General features: G+C 62.2%; 18 protein-coding genes. 17 read left to right on the top strand and 1 reads right to left on the bottom strand.

Annotated elements, in window-relative coordinates; translation table 11 throughout:
- The first annotated feature begins 276 nt into the window (after nucleotides 1–276).
- From E1N52_RS04265 to E1N52_RS04255, 3 genes are all read left to right on the top strand, one after another.
- Nucleotides 277–738, top strand: a complete 462-nt coding sequence (locus E1N52_RS04265) for a ribonuclease (RefSeq protein WP_133180460.1) — start codon at nucleotides 277–279, stop codon at nucleotides 736–738.
- Nucleotides 739–985: 247 nt separating this feature from the next.
- On the top strand, nucleotides 986–1,255 hold the full coding sequence (locus tag E1N52_RS04260) for a DUF4148 domain-containing protein (RefSeq protein WP_133180458.1): 270 nt from the start codon (nucleotides 986–988) through the stop codon (nucleotides 1,253–1,255).
- Between the two features lie 397 nt (nucleotides 1,256–1,652).
- Entirely contained in the window at nucleotides 1,653–2,792 is a 1,140-nt protein-coding gene (locus E1N52_RS04255; protein ID WP_133180456.1) for a porin, read from the top strand.
- 100 nt (nucleotides 2,793–2,892) lie between these two features.
- On the opposite strand, the gene E1N52_RS04250 is transcribed toward E1N52_RS04255, so the two are convergent.
- Nucleotides 2,893–3,909, bottom strand: a complete 1,017-nt coding sequence (locus tag E1N52_RS04250; RefSeq protein WP_133180454.1) for an ABC transporter substrate-binding protein — start codon at nucleotides 3,907–3,909, stop codon at nucleotides 2,893–2,895.
- Between the two features lie 197 nt (nucleotides 3,910–4,106).
- On the opposite strand from E1N52_RS04250, the gene E1N52_RS04245 reads away from it, so the two are divergent.
- From E1N52_RS04245 to E1N52_RS04180, 14 genes are all read left to right on the top strand, one after another.
- Nucleotides 4,107–5,057 (top strand): LysR substrate-binding domain-containing protein, encoded by a 951-nt coding sequence (locus tag E1N52_RS04245; RefSeq protein ID WP_133180452.1) that lies wholly within the window; start codon nucleotides 4,107–4,109, stop codon nucleotides 5,055–5,057.
- Between the two features lie 256 nt (nucleotides 5,058–5,313).
- The gene (locus E1N52_RS04240) at nucleotides 5,314–6,354 is read left to right on the top strand and encodes a Bug family tripartite tricarboxylate transporter substrate binding protein (protein ID WP_133180450.1); all 1,041 of its coding nucleotides are present in this window, start codon (nucleotides 5,314–5,316) and stop codon (nucleotides 6,352–6,354) included.
- A gap of 71 nt (nucleotides 6,355–6,425) precedes the next feature.
- Nucleotides 6,426–7,280: an amidohydrolase family protein gene (locus E1N52_RS04235; RefSeq protein ID WP_133180448.1), complete on the top strand. Its 855-nt coding sequence runs from the start codon at nucleotides 6,426–6,428 to the stop codon at nucleotides 7,278–7,280.
- Nucleotides 7,281–7,326: 46 nt separating this feature from the next.
- Complete coding sequence (locus E1N52_RS04230; protein ID WP_133180446.1) at nucleotides 7,327–9,333, top strand: tripartite tricarboxylate transporter permease; 2,007 nt, start codon at nucleotides 7,327–7,329, stop codon at nucleotides 9,331–9,333.
- Nucleotides 9,334–9,541: 208 nt separating this feature from the next.
- Nucleotides 9,542–10,072 (top strand): carboxymuconolactone decarboxylase family protein, encoded by a 531-nt coding sequence (locus E1N52_RS04225; protein ID WP_133180444.1) that lies wholly within the window; start codon nucleotides 9,542–9,544, stop codon nucleotides 10,070–10,072.
- Between the two features lie 92 nt (nucleotides 10,073–10,164).
- A complete protein-coding gene (locus E1N52_RS04220) occupies nucleotides 10,165–11,172 on the top strand; it encodes a LysR substrate-binding domain-containing protein (protein WP_246088945.1) in 1,008 nt (335 codons plus the stop codon).
- Between the two features lie 314 nt (nucleotides 11,173–11,486).
- A complete protein-coding gene (locus E1N52_RS04215) occupies nucleotides 11,487–12,458 on the top strand; it encodes an ABC transporter substrate-binding protein (protein ID WP_133180442.1) in 972 nt (323 codons plus the stop codon).
- 31 nt (nucleotides 12,459–12,489) lie between these two features.
- Nucleotides 12,490–13,515 (top strand): amidohydrolase family protein, encoded by a 1,026-nt coding sequence (locus E1N52_RS04210; RefSeq protein ID WP_133180440.1) that lies wholly within the window; start codon nucleotides 12,490–12,492, stop codon nucleotides 13,513–13,515.
- Nucleotides 13,516–13,540: 25 nt separating this feature from the next.
- Nucleotides 13,541–14,386, top strand: coding sequence for an amidohydrolase family protein (locus E1N52_RS04205; protein WP_165979332.1), 846 nt, complete (start codon nucleotides 13,541–13,543; stop codon nucleotides 14,384–14,386).
- Between the two features lie 70 nt (nucleotides 14,387–14,456).
- Nucleotides 14,457–15,314, top strand: coding sequence for an HpcH/HpaI aldolase family protein (locus E1N52_RS04200; protein WP_133180436.1), 858 nt, complete (start codon nucleotides 14,457–14,459; stop codon nucleotides 15,312–15,314).
- Entirely contained in the window at nucleotides 15,314–16,864 is a 1,551-nt protein-coding gene (locus E1N52_RS04195) for an acetolactate synthase large subunit (protein WP_133180434.1), read from the top strand. The genes E1N52_RS04200 and E1N52_RS04195 overlap by 1 nt, the downstream gene beginning before the upstream one ends.
- 60 nt (nucleotides 16,865–16,924) lie before the next feature.
- Nucleotides 16,925–17,818 carry a type 2 periplasmic-binding domain-containing protein gene (locus tag E1N52_RS04190; RefSeq protein ID WP_133180432.1) on the top strand — a complete coding sequence of 298 codons (894 nt, stop codon included), beginning with the start codon at nucleotides 16,925–16,927 and terminating at the stop codon, nucleotides 17,816–17,818.
- Between the two features lie 25 nt (nucleotides 17,819–17,843).
- On the top strand, nucleotides 17,844–19,151 hold the full coding sequence (locus E1N52_RS04185) for an MFS transporter (RefSeq protein ID WP_133180430.1): 1,308 nt from the start codon (nucleotides 17,844–17,846) through the stop codon (nucleotides 19,149–19,151).
- A gap of 89 nt (nucleotides 19,152–19,240) precedes the next feature.
- Nucleotides 19,241–20,491: an MFS transporter gene (locus E1N52_RS04180; protein WP_133180428.1), complete on the top strand. Its 1,251-nt coding sequence runs from the start codon at nucleotides 19,241–19,243 to the stop codon at nucleotides 20,489–20,491.
- The last annotated feature ends 311 nt before the right edge of the window (nucleotides 20,492–20,802 follow it).

Raw genomic sequence — 20,802 nt, 5'->3', positions numbered from 1 at the left:
GTTGAAGAGCAGGGCATCACGCAGTTGAAGTGTGAAGCAACACGTAGTCGAAGTGCGCAGCAACACGCAGTGGAAGTACCGCGTCATCCAGGCATTATGCGATTGCAGTTCCAGGCCGCTTACATCGAAACGGATGTAGGCGGCCGCCGTTCGTCGGCCGGGGTCTCGTGTACCGAGTGGGTGTTTCCAGCTGAACATTGATTCGCTTCGCCATTAGCGCTACCTTTACGTCTATCCTGGTCGTCGAGTTCCGGTCAACGAGGGGAGAATCGTTTCGTGAAGAGAGCGTGGGTTTTCCCTTGCGTCGTCGCCTTGAGCGCGATCCTTGGCGGTTGCGGCAAGGAGAGTTCGCGAAACGCCACCGAGGCGTCGGGCGCATCCGCGAGCCAGGCACCAGGTCAGGCCGCAAGCGGTACACCCGCGGCATCAGGCGCGCAAGTTGCGGGCACGCTGGGTTCCGTCACCATGGCGCAGTTGCCCGGCGAAGCGGCCGAGACAATGCGGCTGATCAAAGCGGGCGGCCCCTTTCCCTTTGCGGACGACGGCGTCTTGTTCCGCAACACTGCGCAATTGCTGCCGAAGCATCCGCGCGGCTACTACCACACGTACACGGTTCGCACCCCGGGCACGACGGATCGCGGGCAGCGCCGGATCGTATGTGGTGGACCGCGCAAGCAGCCCAGCGAGTGCTATTACACCGAGGACTACTACGTCAGTTTCAAGCGCATTGCCGGGTAAGGGCAGGCTCTGATCCTCGTAGCGGTTGATCGATCTATCCCAAGGCGTGACTGCTGACCACAGCGGATCGTTGAGACCCGTTGCGGCCATTCGCTTTCGCCTGGTGTCATGCCCCGTCGCGACTTTACGAAACACTCAAGACGTCGGCGCTTTTATTCAATAGTCTAAGTATTTACCCTAGTGTCGAATACTAACTTCGTCGCTGCAGCAAATGCTGCGGCCAACCTAAAGTTAGAAGGGTAAAAAAATGAACTTGTCGATCAAAGCCGCTTTCGTCACCGCCGTCGTGCTGGTTCCCGCTCTCGCATTCGCGCAGTCGAGCGAGCCTCTTACGCGCGAGCAGGTTCGCGCTCAACTCGTACAACTCGAAAGGGCCGGCTACAATCCGCTCGCCGATTGCGTGGGTGAATGCCCGGAAGGCCTGCGCCATGCCGAGGCGCGCGTCGCGCAACAACAGGCCAACGCGAGCGCGAGTTACGGTCCGGCCTTGAATGGTACGGTCCAGTCCGGCAAATGAGCGGGGTATCGCGCTCACCGCAGCATTACCACAGCCTCACCGCCACGCCTTAACCCCACGCGCAAATATCCGGAAATATTCGTCAACGCGCTGGCGATGATGCAGCGGAAAAAATTCGGCACCCTAAATAATTATGCGATGCATTCCACACTCGGCGGCGAGAGTTCTCATTACGAACGTACGTGCGACGACGCGATTGAAGCGCACGTACAGGCGCGACCTTTAACCGTTCGCTCAAGCGCGACGCTTTTTTTTTCAATAGACCTGTAGCGGCGCGCTGGCAAAATTTCGTTGCGTTACAAAGAAACCTAAAAGCGTGGCCCACACCGGGGCAGTGACTGATTTCAGTTAGCTGCCAAGGCGAATCGAGGCCCAATACAAGGAGACAGCAACGATCATGAAGTACACGACCGCTATATGTGCTTGCGCGGCGCTGTTGAGCATTGCGCCGACGTGGGCACAAGCTGAAGACGAGAGCGCGGCCGAGGGTCAGTCCATGGGTGCCAGTTCGGTCACCATGTACGGGTTGATCGATCAGGGGGTGGAGTACGTCAACAACGTGGCCCAAGGTAAGCACGCGACCACTCACACCGTTCGCACGGGGGATGGAACGGCAACTTCCTACTTCGGGATTCACGGTATCGAAGATATCGGCGGAGGCACGAAGGCCATATTCGATTTGCAGGGCGGCTTCCAGCCGAACAACGGAACTTCCCGGCAGGGCGGTCGCTTGTTCGGGCGCCAATCGTATGTGGGTCTCGACGGGCCGTACGGTCGTCTGACGTTCGGTCGTCAGTACACGATGCGTTTCTTTGCCACTTCGTTCATCAATCCGTTCGGCACCGGTGCGCAAGGCCTGACCACGCTGGATAACGGCATCGCCAATGCGCGTGCCGACAATTCCGTGAGCTACCGCTTCTTCCTCGGCAGTCTGGAAGGCGGTGTGAACTACAGCTTCGGCCGCGATGCCGTTGCCGGTAATAGCAGTGCCGCTTCGAATTGCCCGGGCGAAACGACGCCTTCGAACGAATGCCGCGAATACTCGGCAATGCTCAAGTACGATGCGCACACCTGGGGCGTGGCAACTTCCTATGAGCGCAATTACGGGGGCACCTCCGCGACATGGGGCGGTCTCACGTCGCCGAAACTCACGGACAGCCGCTTCACGTTGGGCGGTTACTTCAAGATCAAGGACGCCAAGTTCGGCGTGGGCTGGATCCGGCGCGACGACGAAGGTATCGCGACACCCAAGAGCAACCTGTTCTGGGTGACCGGCACCGTGCCCGTGACGCCCTTCATTTATGTCGACGGCATGGTGGCAGACCTCAAATACGATCATTCGCCCAACAGCGCGCTGGTGTTCGTCTTGCGCGGCGAATATTTCCTGTCGAAGCGGACCTTTCTCTACCTGACGGCCGAGCATATTCATAACGACGGCAACCTCGCGCTCGCGGCGACGACCATTACCCCGGTGCCCACGCCCCCGGTTGGCGGCTCGCAGATCTCCGTTATCGCCGGTATCCGGCACACGTTCTGATGTAGAGCACGGCCCACGCAGAGCAGTTGCATCAACTGAACCCCAAGGTCCGGATCGTCGTTCCGGTCTTTGGGGCTTTTTTTATGGGGGAAGCCAGAAATCAGGCGTGCAGCTTCGCCGCGGCATGGGCGGCCGACATGTCGGCCACGGCGTCGAACGGCTGCTTCTGCTGCAGGATACCGAGGCCGATGTACATGTCCTGCAGATAGCCGATGTCGTCGCCTGTTAGAGAAAGGTCTTTCGAGTAGGGCCGCTGCGTTTCGTTGAACGTCCAGATCGCCTGGGCCGACGCCTTGTCGAATTTCTTTTGCGCGTGCTTGCGCGCTTCGAAGAGGGCATCGCGCGAGGCCGGTGACATCAGGAATTCGTAGAGTGCGCCGTAGGCCGCCATCACGGCGACCATGCCTTCATGCTTGTCGCGGATCGCGGAGTTCGAAGCATAGGCTGTCTGGAAGATGCATTGAGGTAGCGCTTGCCACATGTTGGCGTCGTTGAGCACCACGAGCCCGTCGCGATCGTTCAAGTGCGAAATGCTCGAGCAGCAGGCGTCGACTTCGCCCTTTACGACGGCCTCATGGCACTCGTCGTTGCTGCCTTTGTCGACGAAATTGACCTGCGTAGCGTCGATCCCTTTTTCTTTCATGAGCTGCAGCATCAGCAAATGCAACAAGCCGCGAGCCGGGCCGACAGCAACCGTCTTGCCCTTCAGGTCGGCGAGCGTATGGATGCTCTCGGGTCTCGCGAAAACCGTCAGTGCGCATTTCTTCATGCCTGCGCCGACGATCTTGACGTTCGCGCCTCGTGCGATGCGCGACAACACCAGGTTGTAGCCGGAAACCATGCAGAGGTCCCCGCTGCCGGCTGCGATGGTATTGAAGGGCCCCGTTGCGCCGGCGATCTCAACGATCAGCGCATTCACGCCGAATTGCCGGAAATAGCCCAACTCGTCCATCAACGCATTGAGCGTGGCGTTCTCGAGCCCAGGGTTACTGACGATCCGGAGTTGCGAGGAAGCGCCGCGCGCGATATAGGGCGCGGCGAGTCCGGCGGCAGCGATGCTCAGGCCGAAAACGGCCGCGCTGCGCAAGAAGCCGCGTCGAGCGAGGGTTTGCGTCATCAGGTGTCTCCCTATGCCGGTTGATCGGGCTAGTCGTTGTGACGGATTCGACAGTCGCCGCAGGCGCGGCAAAAGACAGGGAATGCCGTATGCGCAATGACGCGCAGCGTGATCCTGCCTGCGAACCCGACTGCGCGGCAATTGAGTAAAATGGCCACAGGCTTAACCAGATCGTAAAACGGGGAGAGGTACGCGACGTGTCGGCGCTTGACTGGTACTTGCAGATCAACCTGAAGGCACGGCATTTGCACCTTCTCGCGGCAATTGATACCTACCGCAACCTCACACAGGTGGCAGATGTTACCCATGTGACGGTGCCTGCCGTCTCGAAGGCCCTCGCCGAACTCGAACGGGGGCTCGGACTCACGCTGTTTTCCCGCACCGCGCAAGGCCTCGTGCCCACGCCCTACGGCGATTGCCTGATTCGCCACGCGCGGTCAATGCTGACCATCCTCAATCAGGCGCGCGACGAGTTAAAGGCCCTGAGTTCCGGCACCGAGGGCAAGGTGCATATCGGCATGCTGCCGGCCTCCGCTTCCGTGTTGTTGCCGCAGGCGCTTGGGCTGTTGAAGCAACGCTCGCCTGGCACCAATGTGGTGGTGATAGAAGGCACGACGGCCTCGCTGCTGCCCGAACTCTGGCAGGGCAAGCTCGATCTGGTCGTGGGCCGTCTCCCGGCTCCGGATACGCTCGGCAGCTTTGAGGAGAAGGAACTTCTCGAAGACCCCGTGACGCTCGTGACGGGGCGCCACCATCCGTTGGCGCGCAAGAAGCACCTCAAGTGGGAGGACCTGCATCCGTATCCGTGGATCTTGCCGCCGCCTGGCTCGATATTGCGTGACCCGCTCGAGCGCGCGCTCGAAGTGCATGGCGTGCCGCTCACGAGCAACTACATCGAAACGCTGTCGATTCACGTCGTGCGCGCGCATCTGCAGGTCTCCGATTTCATCGCGGTGATGGCCGACACGCCCGCCAACGACCCCACCCAGCCGCTCCATACGCTGCCGTTGAGCCTGCCGCGGCTGCTGCGCCCGTCAGGCGTGCTGTGGAACCGCAATCGGGGCCTCACGCCGAGCGCGCAACTCATGGTGTCGTGCCTCGAAGAGGCCGCACAGCATCTCGACGCGAAGAGCCACGCCGAGCAGTAAGCGTCTTCCGAACGATCGTGCCCTCCGCCTGCAATTCCATGCGGGCGCCCCAGCGTTAACCCCTTGTGAGCCTTAACCATTTGCTCAAACCTCGGGCAAATTTTCTCAATTCATTCCCTGTCGACGGGCTGGCAGAATTTCACTGCGTTCACTCGATAGTTGAACGCAGACGTCGCGATTCACGCTACGGGACTGCAACGGTCTCAGGCTTGCCACGACGGCGCCTCGCGAAACATGACCGGAGACAGGGACGACCATGAAGTTCACGACCGCAATACGCGCTTGCGCGGCGCTCATTTGTATTGCCGCGATGGCGATTGCCGGACCCGCTTATGGTCAATCGGTCGAAGACTTCTACCACGGCAAGATCCTGACGATCGTCGTGAGCGCCGACGCCGGCACGCCGACCGACATCATCGCGCGCCAGTTCGCGCGCTTCTTCGTGAACTACATTCCCGGCAAGCCCCGCGCGGTCGTGATGAACGTGGTCGGCGCAGGCGGGATGGTTGCGGCCGCATCGCTTCAGACCCGCCAGCCGAATGACGGTACCGTGATCGGCTTCCTGCAGCGTAATAACCTCTACATTCCGCTGCTCGATCCGCGACAGAACCGCTTCGATCCGCGCAAGGTGCGATGGCTCGGCAGTCTCAACAAGGTCCAGTACTGCATCGTTTCCATGACGCGCTCCGGCGTCACCACGGCGGACGATCTCACGAAGAAGAAGATGTATATCGGCGCGACGGGCTTCGCGAACGAGGACAGGACACTGCCCGCGCTGCTCGACGAGTACCTCGGCGCGAAGATGAGCATCGTGCCTGGCTACACGGGGCGCGGCGAAGTGTATCTCGCGATGCAACGCGGTGAAGTCGACGGCTGGGCCTCGACGATCGACGGCCTGCAGCAGGGCGAGCCCGTACGCATGCTCGCCAACGGCAAGATGAAGGTGTTGCTGCATCTTGGCTGGAACAGTCCGGCGCCCTTCGCCAACGTTCCCAACCTGAGCACCTACATCACCAATCCCGACGTGAAGGCGCTGTTCAACCTGTTCCTGCTGCCGTTCGATGCGGGACGGCCGATCGCGGTGCCGCAGGGCGTGCCCGAGGATCGTCTGAACGCGCTGCGTGCGGCCTTCGCGAAGACGATCGCGGATCCCGAGTTCATCGCGGCCATGAAACGTTCAGGTTACCCAATCGATCCGATCGACGGCAGCGCGGTTGAACAGATCGTCAGCAAGCTGTACGCGACGCCCGAACCGCAGATCGAGAGCGCACGCAAGCTCATTTTCAGTTCGCACTGAACGCACCGAACATTGAATGTCATGAACCTGCTGCGGGTGAGTGACAGTCGTTCACCGAGAGGTTAAATCGCATGACACCCGAAATCATCGACATTCATCCCCATATCATCTCGACGGATACGGTTCGTTATCCTGTCGCGCCACAACACGGGCATCGCTCGAAGTGGTCTGCGACGCGTCCCGTCACGTTCGAGCAGCTGGTCGCCGAGATGGACGAGGCCGGCGTTGCGAAGGCGGCTATCGTGCATTCGTCGACGACTTACGGCCACAACAACTCGTATGTGGCCGATAGCGTGGCGCAAGATCCGAAGCGTTTTACGGGTGTCTATTCATTCGACGTGATGGCGCCCGATGCACTGAAGACCTTCGATCACTGGCTGGCCAACGGCATGGGCGGCATTCGTCTCTTTACCGGCGGCGCGACGCATCAGACCGACGGCAGCTGGCTCGTCGATCCTGCGACCTTCCCGATCTGGGAACGCTGCGCCGAAATCGGCATGACCATGGTGGTGCAGACCACGCCGGAGGGCTTGTCGATGGTGGCCGAACTGGCTACGCGTTTTCCGACGGTGAGGATCGCGCTCGATCACTGCGGCAGACCCGATCTCGAAGACGGCCCTCCCTATGCGCGCTGCGCGGCGCTGTTCGATCTGGCGAAGTACGACAACGTGTACCTGAAGGTCACGCCGAAAACGTTCGATCTCGCGCAGGCAGCGCCTGGCGGAGCAGAAGCGTTTTTCCCGCAACTGGTGAAGGTATTCGGCGCGGATCACCTGGCCTTTGGCTCGAACTATCCGGCCTCCGCAGGGCCGCTGAAGAATCTGATCGAGCAAGGCAACGCGTGTTTCGCGGCGCTGAGCGAGGAGGAGCGCGCATGGGTTTGGGGCCGCACGGCGAAGGTGCTGTATCCGTCGCTTGCGGACTGAACGCGTAACGAGGTCGACGACTCCGGCCATTTCATCAGGATGACGCATGGAATTTTTCAACGACGCAACGGTAATGGCAGCAGGCCATGCGCTGTCGACGCTTCTGCAATTCAACCGTCTGATCTTCCTCGTATTCGGAGTCATGGTCGGGCTGGCGATCGGATTGCTGCCGGGCATCGGAGGGCTGACAGGCTTTGCATTGCTCGTGCCGTTCACCTACACAATGGACCCGTATGCGGCGTTCGCCATGCTGCTCGGCATGGCGTCGGTCATTACGACTTCGGACGTGATTCCCGCCGTGCTCTTCGGCGTGCCGGGCCATGCGGCTTCCCAGGCGACCGTGCTGGATGGGTTGCCTATGACGAAGCGCGGTGAAGCGTCGCGCGCGTTGAGCGCCTGCTATACGTCCTCGTTGATGGGCGGGTTGATCGGCGCCATCATCCTGGCCATTTCGTTGCCCCTGGTGCGCCCGTTCGTTCTCTCGATCGGCACGCCCGAAATGCTGGGGCTCACGATATTCGGCGTGTCGATGGTGTCGGCGCTCTCGGGCAACGCGCCGCTCAGGGGCGTGGTCGCGGCGTGCTTCGGCATTCTCGTCGGCATGATCGGCACCAATGTCGAGACCGGCCAAATGCGCTGGACAGGCGATCTCCTTTACCTGCAGGACGGCATTCCGCTGGTGCCGATCATTCTCGGCATCTTCGCGCTGCCCGAGTTGTGCGAACTCGCCATCCGCCGTACCGCGATCGCCGACAACATTCAATTCAGCTCGCGCCAGGGCATGCGGCAGGGCGTAACCGACAGTCTGCGCAACTGGTTCCTGGTCCTGCGTTGCGGCGGCCTTGGCGCGATTCTCGGGGTCGTGCCGGGCATCACGGGTGCGGTGACGGACTGGATTGCCTACGGTCACGCGCTGCAGACCTCGAAGGGTGCGAAGGAATCCTTCACAACGGGCGACGTGCGCGGCGTGATCGCACCCGAAGCGGCGAACAATGCACGCGAAGGCGGCAGTCTCGTGCCGATGCTTTCCTTCGGCGTACCGGGCGGCGCCGCACAGGCCATCCTGCTTGGGGCGATGATGGTGCACGGGTTCATCCCTGGCCCCGACATGCTGACCAAGCATCTGGACTTTACCTATTCGATGGTGTGGTCCATCGCGCTTGCCAATATCTTCGGCGCGGGTCTGTGCTTTCTGCTCAGCGGGCAATTCGCGAAGATTTCGACGCTGCGCTACACGCTGATCCTCCCGGTCATCATGCCGATCATCTACGTCGGCGCATTCCAGGGTTCGCGCAGCTGGGGCGATCTATTCGTTTTGCTGATCGCCGGGGTGGTCGGCTGGACCATGAAGCGCTTGCGATGGGCGCGGCCGCCGCTGATCCTGGGTCTCGTGCTCGGCACGCTGATGGAGCGCTACATGACGATCTCCTTCGTGCGCTACGGCACGGAATGGCTCACGCGTCCGGTTGTCATGGTGCTGCTCACGCTCGCGGCGCTAGTCTTCTTCAAGCCGCTGTTCAACGCGCTGCGCAGCGGCGGGCTTGCGCGCATGCGGCCGAGCGGGAAGATCGTGCTGAAGCTCGAAGACCTGGTTTACGTGTTCTTCATCGGCATCGGGGTCTACATGCTGGTGACGGCGCAGGGCTGGCTGCTGATGGCGAGAATCGGGCCGACGGTCATCGCGAGCATTCTCGTCATCGCCGGCACGCTCAGTCTCGCCTACAAGGTGTTCGTCATTCCGGCGCAGGCTGGCGCGGCGAAGGCCGGCGGCGGCATCCACATGGACGTGTCGAGCGACCACGGCGAAAAGCTCTCGAACAAGGTGACGCTGATCCGGGCCGCCCGGTTCTTCGGCTGGTTCGTGGCGTTCCTCGTGTGCATGTCCCTGATCGGCATGATCCCCACGGTGCCGATCATGATCATGGCCTTCATGCGCGTGGAAGGCGGCGAGTCCTGGAAACTCAGCCTGATTCTCGCGGCGTGCGTGACGGCGCTCATCTACGGCGTGTTCGACCAGATCATCCATATCCCCTGGCCGAGCAGCCTCTTTTAAGGCAGCGATCGAGACGATGCGAGAAGGCACCGTGCACAAGTGTCACTTCCGGTTTCTTTGGCGCACGCGCGACAACGAGATTCGCTGGGTTTGTCGCGCCTGCGGTGTGCTGCTGGTTCGCGGAAGACTCTACGAGCCATTGTGAGCATTACTGAGCGTTAGTGATCGGCATGCCGCGAATTCATATTGAACATGGGAAGGAAATGGAATGACGAAGAACCGGCTTGAACGTATCGATCCGGACAAGGCCTCGGACGATCAGAAGAAAGTCATTGCGCGGCTGGGCGAAGGGCGGGGGCGTATCCCCACACCGTTCAACATCTGGCTGCACAACCCGAACCTCGCTGGCGGGATGGAGATCATCGGCACACACGTCGATCGTTCGCCCGTGCTCAGCGAGGCAGAAAGCGAAGTGGCGATTCTGTCGACCGCCGTCTTCTGGAATGCGCCCTATGTGATCGCCAATCATCGCCGGCATGCGTTGAAGGCTGGCGTACCCGAGCCGGTGGTCGCGGCGATTCTGGAGAAGCGCCGGCCCGAGGCAGGCGACGATCGCTTTGGCCTCGTCTGCGATGCAGTCTGCGACATCCTGGCGGGCGGCGCGATCGACGCCACGCGTTTCGACCGTTACGACGCCGGACTCGGCCGTCCGGTGATTGCGGAGCTGCTGGTCACGGTGGGTTACTTCACCTCGATTTCGCTTGGCATGACGCTGCACGCGCTCGAGCCCAAGGACTGACCTGAAGGATCCGGCGGCGGACGCATTGAGCGGTTTTCCGCCGCCCTGGAATGTTGCTTTAACGAGCTGGTGAAACCGCGGAGGTACACGACGTGTCCGCTCTCGACTGGTACCTGCAGATCAACCTGAAGGCGCGGCACCTGCGCCTGCTCGTGACGATCGACACATACCGCAACCTGACCCAGGTGGCCGACGTCACTCACGTGACCGTGCCTGCCGTCTCGAAGTCACTGGCCGAACTCGAACGGGGTCTCGGCCTCACGCTGTTTGCACGAACGGCGCAGGGACTCGTGCCCACGCAGTACGGCGATTGCCTGATTCGCCACGCGCGCGAAATGCTGACCATCCTGAACCAGGCCCGCGACGAATTGAAGGCGCTGAGTTCGGGTACCGAAGGCAAGATCCATATCGGCATGCTGCCCGCCTCGGCCTCGGTGTTGCTGCCGCAGGCGCTGAGCCTGCTGAAGCAGCGCTCGCCGGGCACCAACGTGATGGTGACGGAAGGTACGACAGCGTTACTGCTGCCCGAACTCTGGCAAGGCCATCTCGACCTCGTGGTGGGCCGCCTGCCGCCACCCGATACGCTCGGCAGCTTCGAAGAAAAGGAACTGATCGAGGAGCCCGTGACGCTGATGACGGGCCGCCACCACCCGCTGGCCCGCAGGAAGTCGCTAACGTGGTCGGACCTGCGTCCCTTTCCCTGGATACTGCCGCCGCTCGGCTCGATACTGCGCGACCCCCTCGAGCGCGTGCTCGAAGCGCATGACGTGCCGCTGACCAACAACTACATCGAAACGCTCTCGATTCACGTTGCGCGCGCGCATCTGCAGATTTCGGATTTCATTGCGGTGATGGCAGGCACGCCCGGTGGCGACACGGCCCAGCCGCTTCATACGCTTCCGTTAAGCCTGCCTCGCCTGCTGCGGCCTGCGGGCGTGCTGTGGAATCGCAATCGCGGCCTGACGCCTAGTGCGCAACTCATGGTGTCGTGCCTCGAGGAGGCCGCTGAGCGGCTCAGAACGGGGGCTGGGACCGCTGCACGAGCGATGATGCAGCCGGCCAAGCCCGGCCGGCCACAGTTGCCCACTGAGACGCATTGAGACGCACTGAGCGGCCTGATAAGCCGCCCTTAGCCATTCGCTCAACATAACCGAAGCCTCAATCTCGAAGCCGGGCGTCGAGGCGCATTCACCCCTTCGATCCAGGCCCGTCGCGGCATCCAGCCATTGCGTTCGCCCGGGCCTTTACCGAATGGTTAAGTCACCCGCAGGTTAATTCAATAGACGGAAAACCGGTGCGGAAAGATCATCTAGCCAACGAGATCACCTGAGCAGCCACGCAGCTTTCCCTCAGTGGGCATGCAACCGCGACGCGAAGCAGGTTGAATCGATTGTCCAGGTCCAAGGAGACTAAATTGACCAAGAAAGTCCACCTCAAGCTCGCGATCGCCGAGCATCCGCACACCGCTGCCATCCGTGACGGCTCCATTCCGATCGAAGGCGTCGACGCCGAATTCATCACGGTGCACCCGCAAATCGGCGCGTTCCGCCGCATGGTCCGCGATGTCGAATTCGATGTGTGCGAACTGGCGCCGACGACGTACATCATCGCGCGCGCCTATGGTGCGCCTTTCGTTGCGCTGCCGATCTTCGTGGTCCGCCGCTTCCATCATTCCGGCCTGCTGGTGCGTCCGGATGCCGGCATCAAGACGCCGAAGGACCTCGAAGGCAAGAAGGTCGGCGTGCGCGCCTATTCGGTGACGACCGGTGCATGGACGCGTCAGGTGCTGATGGACGAGTTTGGTCTCGATTCGTCGAAGGTGACGTGGGTGGTCGACGACGAAGAGCACGTCACGCAGCTCAAGCTGCCGCCGAACGTGATTCACGCTCCGGCCGGCACGTCGCTCGCCGAAATGATGGCCAAGGGCGAACTCGTTGCGGGCTTTCACGGCAACGCAGGTATCGGCCGCACCGGCGACCCGACGGGCGGCTGGAAGGAAGTCGAAGCGAATTACCCGGACCTGTTCCCGAACGCCGACGAACTCGAAGCCGAGTACTACGCCCGCACCGGCGTCTACCCGATGCACGGCACCATCGTCGTGAAGGATTCGGTGCTGGCCGAGCATCCGTGGGTGGCCAAATCGATCTACGACGCTTTCGACAAGGCGAAGAAGGACTGGCTCGCGAAGCTCGACGCGGGTGAGCTGACCGACAAGAAGAACAAGAAGTACGTAGAACTGCAGAAGATCGTTGGCCGCGACCCGCTGCCCTATGGCATCGAGGAAAACCGCAAGACCATCGAAGCGCTCGAAGCGACCGCGTTCAAGCAGGGTCTCACGCCGCGCCGCATGAGCATGAACGAACTGTTCGTCGATCCCCGCGCCTGAATGCTGCGCTGAACTCCGCACGGAAGAAAAAATGATCATCGATTGTCACGGTCACTTCACGACCGTTCCTGCCTCGTTCCGCGACTGGCGCGCCAAACAGATCGCCGCCGCCAACGATCCGGCCAACGCGCCGCCGCTATCGGGCGCACACGTCAGCGATGACGAGATCCGCGAAGGCGTCGGCAACGGTCAGCTGCGCCTGCAGAAAGAGCGCGGCGGCGACCTCACGCTGTTCTCGCCGATCGCGGGCCTGATGAGCCACCACCTCGGCAACGAACGCACGAGCCTCGAATGGGCCGAGGTCTCGAACAACCTCGTGCGCCGCGTGTGCGATATCTACCCCGATAACTTCGTGCCCGTCTGCCAGTTGCCGCAGTCGCCGCTCGCGCCGCCGAAGAACTCGGTTGCCGAACTGCGCCGCTGCGTCGAGGAAATGGGCTTCGTCGGCTGCAACCTGAATCCAGACCCGAGCGGCGGCTACTGGACCGGCAAGCCGATGACGGACCGCGAGTGGTATCCGCTCTACGAAGCGCTGTGCGATCTCGACGTGCCGGCCATGATCCACGTCGCCGCTTCGTGCAACGCGTGCCATCACGGCACCGGCGCGCATTACCTGAACGCCGATACGTCCGTCTTCATGCAGCTGCTGCAAGGCAACGTGTTCAAGGACTTCCCGACGCTGCGCCTGGTGATTCCGCACGGCGGCGGCGCGGTGCCTTACCACTGGGGCCGTTACCGCGGCATGTCGCTCGAGATGATGGACCGTCCGCTCGAAGGACTGCTGAACAATATCTTCTTCGACACCTGCGTGTATCACCACCCCGGCGTGGAGCTGCTCACCAAGGTCGTGCCGACGAGCAACGTGCTGTTCGGCTCGGAAATGATCGGCGCCGTGCGCGGCCGCGATCCGGACACCGGCGAGTACTTCGACGACACGAAGCGCTACGTCGACGCCTGCACGGCGCTGAGCGACGCCGACCGTCACGCGATCTTCGAAGGCAACGCACGCCGCGTGTATCCGCGCCTCGACGCGCATCTCAAGGCCAAAGGTCTGTAACGAAGCCGATAGCTGAACGGACATCATGAACTTCATCGACATTCATCCGCACATCATCTCGGACGATGAGAAGCGTTATCCGCCCGCGCCGCTGTTCGGCAAGCGCTCGGACTGGTCGCAGGAGCGCCCGAACACCGTCGAGGCGCTGATCAAGGCGATGGACGAAGCCGGCGTTTCCAAAGCGGCTGTCGTGCATTCGTCGACGACCTACGGTTTCGACAACAGCTACGTCGTGGACGGCTGCAACCAGTACAAGGACCGGCTCGTGGCCGTGGGCTCCGTGGACATGCTGGCCGACGACGTGCCTGCCGTGATCAAGGGCTGGGCCGACAAGGGTCTTGCCGGCCTGCGCATCTTCACGGGCGGCTCGACCAAGGACTTCGATCCGAGCGAGCTGGACAATCCGAAGTCCTTCAAGGCATGGGAAATGCTCGCGGAACTGCAGTTGCCGATGTGCATCCAGACGGGGCCGATCGGTCTGCCCCAGGTGCGCATGCTGGCGGAGAAGTTTCCGCGCGTGAACATCATTCTCGACCACCTTGGCCGCCCCGACGTGCTCGACGGCGCGCCGTACGCGAATGCTGCGAGCCTCTTCGCGCTGGCCGATCTGCCGAACCTCTACATGAAGCTCACGCCGCGCATTTTCGGCGACGTGAAGAAGGAAAAAGCCAGCGCGGAGACGTTCTTCCCGCGCGTGGTCGAAGCCTTCGGCGCGCAGCGTATGGCATGGGGCTCGAATTTTCCGACTTCGCCCGGCACGCTCGCAGACATTCTTGCGACGGCTGAAGAAGGGCTCGCCTGCCTCGGTGCGGAAGACCGCGCCTGGATTTTCGGCAAGACCGCACAGAAGCTGTACCCGGCTCTAGCCTGATCGAACATTGCCAACCGCGCGTGCGCCAGCGACTGCCGCGGCGCACGCGTAGCGAGAAAGAGAGACTCACATGTCCACCAATCGTCTGAACAGCATCATCCGCGCGTTCGAGTCGGGCAAGGCCGCGCACGCCGCCTTCGCCAAGCTCGACAAGCAGACCGCCATCGAAATGAGCGATTCGCCCTATGACGGGCTCGTCTTCGAGATGGAGCACAACCCCTACGACGTGGCTGCGCTCGGCGACGCGCTGCAGTACATGCTCAGCCGCAAGCAGATCGCCGAGTCCGCATCGGTGGCGCCGAAGGTCACGCCGATCGCGCGTATCCCCGCGAACGGCGTGGAGATGAACCAGAGCTTCGCCAAGCAGGTGCTCGATCGCGGCGCCTACGGCGTGATCTGGCCGCACGTGGCGACGGTCGAGCAGGCCTATAACGCGGTGGCGTCCTGCCGCTATGCGCGACCGAAGAATGCCCCGCTGTACGAGCCGAAGGGTGTGCGCGGCGACGGCCCGGCCAACGCGGCGCGCTACTGGGGCCTCAGCATGGCTGACTACTACAAGAAGGCCGACGTGTGGCCGCTCGTGCCCGAAGGCGAGATTCTCGTGGGCCTGATGTGCGAGAGCACGCAGGCGATCGAGAACCTCGACGACATTCTCGCGAACGTGCCCGGCATCGGCTTCATCCTCATCGGTGAAGGCGACCTCAGCCAGGAACTGGGCTTTCCACGCCAGTACGAGCACCCCGAAGTCATCGATGCCATGCGCCAGATCGTTGAGACCTGCAAGAAGCACAACGTGATCGTGGGCCACCCGCACGTCACGGCCAAGAATCATCGGCGCCTCTCCGAGGAGGGCTACCGCTTCCTGATGTCGGCGCCGCAGCGCACGTACGGCGTGGTCGGTCTCGCTCGCGATATGGCAGGCTACTGATGAACGGCGCCGAAAGTCTCGTCGCGACCCTGGTTGATCAGGATGTCGATATTTGCTTTGCGAACCCCGGCACCTCGGAGATGCATTTCCTGGCTGCCCTCGGCAACAATCCAGGCATGCGCAGTGTGCTGTGTCTGTTCGAGGGCGTGGCCACGGGTGCCGCCGATGGCTGGTACCGGATGAAGGACAAGCCGGCCTCGACGCTGCTGCACCTGGGTCCCGGTCTTGCGAACGGCCTTGCGAACATCCACAACGCGAAGCGCGCGTCGTCGGGCATGGTCAATGTCGTCGGCGAGCATTCGGTGTCGCATCTCAAGTATGACCCACCGCTTACCTCGGATATCGAGGGCCTCGCGCGGCCGCTGAGCCACTGGGTGCGCCGCGCCGAATCGGCGGACACCATCGCGTGGGACACGGCGCAAGCCGTGGCCAAGGCCAGCGAGCATCCGGGGCAGATCGCCACGCTGATCCTGCCGGGCGACACCTCGTGGCAGCGCACGGAAGCGGAGCCGGTACTGCCGCCTGCGGCCGTGACCCGTCGCAAGACGCCGAGCGCCGCGCGTATCGAACACGTCGCGCGGGTGTTGCGCTCCGGCGAGCCGACGCTGTTCATTCTCGCCAACAAGGCGACGCGCGGCGCGGCGCTCGAAAAAGCCGGCCGTGTGGCCGCGGCCACCGGCGCGCGGCTGGGCTCGCAGTTCTTCACCGCACGCATCGAGCGCGGTGCGGGCCGCGTGCCCATTGCGCGCATTCCGTACGCGGTGCCGCAGGCGATGGCGTTTCTCAAGGACTTCAAGCACATCGTCACGGTCGAGACCACCGAGCCGGTGGCCTTCTTCGCTTACCCGGACAAGCCGAGCCTGCTCAAGGCCGAGGGCACGCTGGTGCACGCGCTCGTCGAGGCCGACGAGGACAGCGAACTCGCTTTCGACATGCTGCTGCAGGCACTAGGCGCTACCGATGCGACAGCGCTCGTGCAGCCGCGTATCGAAACCCCGGTGCCGACGGGCGCGCTCAATCCCACGAGCATCGCTCATGCGCTGGCAGCTGCGTTGCCCGAGCACTGCATCGTCGTCGATGAATCGCTCACCACGGGCCGTGAATCGATGAGCCTGACCATGGGCGCGCGGCCGCACGATCTCATCAACAACATGGGCGGCTCGATCGGTTATTCGACGCCGGTGGCGACCGGCGCGGCGCTCGCATGCCCGGACCGGCGTGTGTTCTGCATGGTCGGCGACGGCAGCGCAATGTACACGATCCAGTCGCTGTGGACTCAGGCGCGCGAAGGGCTGAATGTCACGACGATCATCTTCGCCAACAACAGCTACGCGATTCTCAAGGCCGAATACGCCAACATGGGCGCGGGCACGCCGGGCGAACGCGCGCTCTCCATGATCGACATCGACAAGCCGCGTATCGACTGGCTCGCGATGGCGAAGAGCATGGGCGTGCCGGGCAAGGCAGTCGAGACTGCCGAGGACTTCTACAAGGCGATGGTCGATTCGACCCGCGAGCCGGGTCCGTGCCTCATCGAGGTCCGGCTGTAATTCGGCTTTTGTTCGGCATTAACAGGCGATTTCAAGAAACAAGCATAAGGAGAGGCATTCATGACAACGACGCTGACTGGCGTGCCGACGTTGCGCACCAATCTGGCCGAATACGCAGTGACGAAGGCAATGCGCGATGGGCGTGTGGCGTCGGATCTCGTGACGCTGGACTTCTGCGGGCCGACCCCGGCGCACAACGGCTTCAAGGCCATGGTGCGCGAGAACAAGTTCGACGCGGGCGAGCTCGCAATCGTCACGTTCCTGCAGGCCAAGGCCTATGGCAAGCCGTACGTCCTGCTGCCGGCGCCGATTTCGGGGCGCTTCCAGCATCACTGCGCGGGCTACAACATCGACTTCGGTCATCTGGATCCGAAGGACATCGAAGGAAAGAAAGTCGGCGTGCGTACCTACACGCAAACGACTGCACTCTGGATTCGCGGCATCCTGCGCCATGAATACGGCGTGGATCTCGACAAGGTGACCTGGATGACGCTGGGCGACGGGCACCTGGCCGAGTACAGCGATCCGCAAAACTGCCAGCGTCTGCCGGCCGGATCGTCGATTCCGGAGATGATGCTCAAGGGCGAACTGGCGGCCGCGCTGCTCGGCGAAGACATGCCGAAGGACGAGCGTGTGCGCACGCTGGTGCCGGACGCGCATGCCGCCGCGAAGGACTGGTTCTCGCGCACGGGCGTCGTGCCGATCAACCACATGTTCGTGGTGCATGAGAATCTGTCGAAGGAGCGCCCGGATATCGTTCGCGAGATGTATCGCATGGTTGTGGAAAGCCGCTCGCTTGCTGAAGGCGTGCCGGCCATCTTCCCGCCGATCGGGCTGGAGGCGAACCGCAAGGGGCTGCAGCTGGCGGTGGATTGGGCGCTCGACCAGAAAATCATCCCGCGCCGTCTCTCGGTCGACGAGTTGTTCGACGACGTGACAGGCAGCCTGGGCTGAGCCGGAAAATCATCGGAGACGATTGGTGGAGATCACAGCACGAAAAGTGGCGCGGCCGGAGAATCGCTGGGGCATTCTTGTGCTGCTTGCACTCGGACTGATGATCTCCTTCGTAGACCGAACGAGCATGTCGGGGGCGCTCGCGGACCGTCATTTCGTGCACGAATTCGCGCTGACGCACATCGAGCGCGGCTGGCTCGGCTCCGCCATGTTTTGGTCCTACGGGCTCTTGCAGATGCCCATGGGCTGGGTGGTCGATCGCTATGGCGTGAAATGGCCCTATACGCTCTGCTTCCGGCTGTGGTGTCTCGCGGCGGCGGCAACGGGCGTCGTGACCACGTTGTACGCGCTGATCCTCGTGCGCCTCTTGATCGGCGTTGCCGAAGCGGTGGTGGTTCCTGCCACCTATCGCTATCTCGCCAATAACTTCGACGAGGCGCACAAGGGCACCGCGCTCGGCATCTATTCGATTGGCGGCAAGATGGGTCCGGCGCTCGGTGCGCCAATCGCGGCTTGGCTTATCGCCATCAGTTCGTGGAAGACGATGTTCGTCGTGACAGGGCTTGCCGGCCTGGTGTGGCTGGTGCCGTGGCAATGGATGCTCAACAACGATTTCCCGTCGAAAGCCGAGCTTGCCGTGGCGAAGCGCCGGGCGGCATCGGTGCCGCTCGGCAATCTGCTGTCGAGCCCGGTGGTGTGGGGCGGCTTGATCACCAACTTCTGCTACAGCTATTTCGTGTTTTATTGCATGACATGGATGCCGGCGTATCTGGTCGAGCAGCGCGGGCTCTCGCTGCGGCAGTCGGGCCTGTATACGTTCTTCAGCTTTGCAGGCATCGCAGTCGTGGCAGCGTTGGCGGGTTGGGCAGCGGACCGGTTGATCGCGCGAGGCCATGATGCGGTTGTGGTACGCAAATCGTTTATCGTGGCCGGCTTCATCAGCGGTACGACGGTTTTGATGGGTGCGTATTCGCGCTCGCCACAAATGGCGTTGTTCTGGAATATCGTTTCTCTTTCACTGCTGGGCCTCGTGACCGCGAACAACCTCGCGCTCGTCAAGCTCACCTTGATTCCCAAACAGGCGGTAGGCCTGAATACGGGCCTGCAGCAAGTGGCCACCAGTCTTGCGGGCGGCGTGTCCGCCAGTCTCTCCGGCTGGCTGCTTCATATCGGGCGCAGTTACACGCTGCCCATCCTGGCTATTTTCGTGTTCCTCATTCTGGGCGCCACGAGCACCGTGGTGTTGCTCCAGCGGAAATGGGCGCCGAAGGTCAACGAGAGCGAGTGTGAAGCGCCGCATCCCGATACGGGTCAATGCCACACGGATTCGTGAGGATGGGCCTTCCGTAGCCCCTGCTTTATGCCAGAAGAAGCTTTTAAAAATCACCTGCACGTGAAACACGTGCAAGGCTGGAAGTCCTTATGAGCCACGCTAACGAAACGTCCTCGCCGGCACTGGAGGCGTCCACCGCCTTGACGCCCTTGCTGCGGCACGCATCGCTCACGCGCTTCCTGATTGCGCGCGTCGGTTCCATCACCGCCCAGCAGATGCTCATGCTCGCGATCAGCTGGCATATGTACGACCTCACATCGAGTGCGTGGTATCTCGGGCTCGTCGGACTCTTTCAATTCATTCCCGGGCTCGCGACTACGCTGGTCGCGGGGCATTGCGCCGATCGCATGCATCGCGGCCAACTGGTCGCAATCTGCCTCGCCGCCCAGGCGGCCATCGGCACTTTGCTCGCCGTGTCTTCCATGACGCATGCAGTGACTCGCGACCTGCTGCTGGGTCTCTCGCTCGTGCTCGGCGCCATCCGGCCGTTTCAGATGTCGGGTCAACAGGCACTGTTGCCGATGCTCGTTCCGCAGAGCCTGCTGGCAAGGTCGATGGCGCTCAGCACCGTCGTCCAGCAGGTGTGTGTCATAGCGGGGCCGGCGTTGGGCGGCTTGCTGTTCGCAACCGGCGTGAACGCGCTGTATTTCACCTGCGCAGCGCTCTTTTGCGTGAGCGCCGCAATGTATGCCCTGATACGTTACGACCACGTGGCGCCGCCGCGCGAGCCCGTGACGGCCGAGACCGTGCTTGCCGGTTTGCGCTTCGTCTGGAGCCATCCGCTTTTGCTCGGCGGTATTTCGCTCGATCTCTTCGGCGTGTTGTTTGGCGGCGCCACGGCGCTCCTGCCGGTCTACGCGAAAGAGATTCTGCACGTCGGGCCGCAAGGTCTGGGCTTGCTGCGCTGCGCGCCTGCGGTGGGCGCGCTCTGTGTCGGGCTCATGCTGTCGCGGCGCGCCATCGGCAGCGGGGTGGGCCGGAAACTGCTGTTAGCGGTCGCGGTGTACGGCGCCGCGATTGCCGCGTTTGGAATTTCCCGCTCGTTTCCTGTCTCGCTGCTTCTGCTGGCGATATCGGGCGGCGCAGACACAATCAGCGTGATCGTTCGCCAGACGCTCATTCAGCTGGAAACCCCGAATCGCATGCGTGGACGCGTCGCGGCCGTGAACACGCTTTTTATTGGCGCAAGCAACCAACTCGGCGAATTCGAATCCGGTCTGACGGCTACGGCATTTGGTGCGGTTGGCTCAGTTGTGCTCGGCGGATGCGCAACGATTCTCGTCAGCGCGGCCTGGAGTCAATTGTTAAAGCCGCTGGCCACGCGCGAAACGCTGCATTGACAGCGCCGCGCACACCATACGTTAACGCTTCGGTTAAACCCCCAACGATTAACTTCAATGGACGAGACGCAGCCAGCCATCGATGATGACACTACCGTCCTGACTTCCCCGGTTGAGGAAAGCCAGATCGGGTCGTTTGGTGTTGGCGCTCGAACGAACTTGCTGCGAAAAAGCTTTGTGGATTTGCCGACACGTCCGCGAAGCGCGGAGACGCTTATGAGCGGTCAGCGCACATCCCTTCGCGCTCTGGTCAATGACTGGTTTGGAAATCGGGAAAATCTCAGCGTTACGCGACCCTGTCGCTCGACGAA

Origin of the sequence: Paraburkholderia guartelaensis (assembly GCF_004353905.1) — a bacterium.
GTDB lineage: Bacteria > Pseudomonadota > Gammaproteobacteria > Burkholderiales > Burkholderiaceae > Paraburkholderia > Paraburkholderia guartelaensis.
The sequence above is the reverse complement of the archived record's forward strand: the minus strand, read 5'-3'. Positions and strand labels throughout refer to the sequence as shown.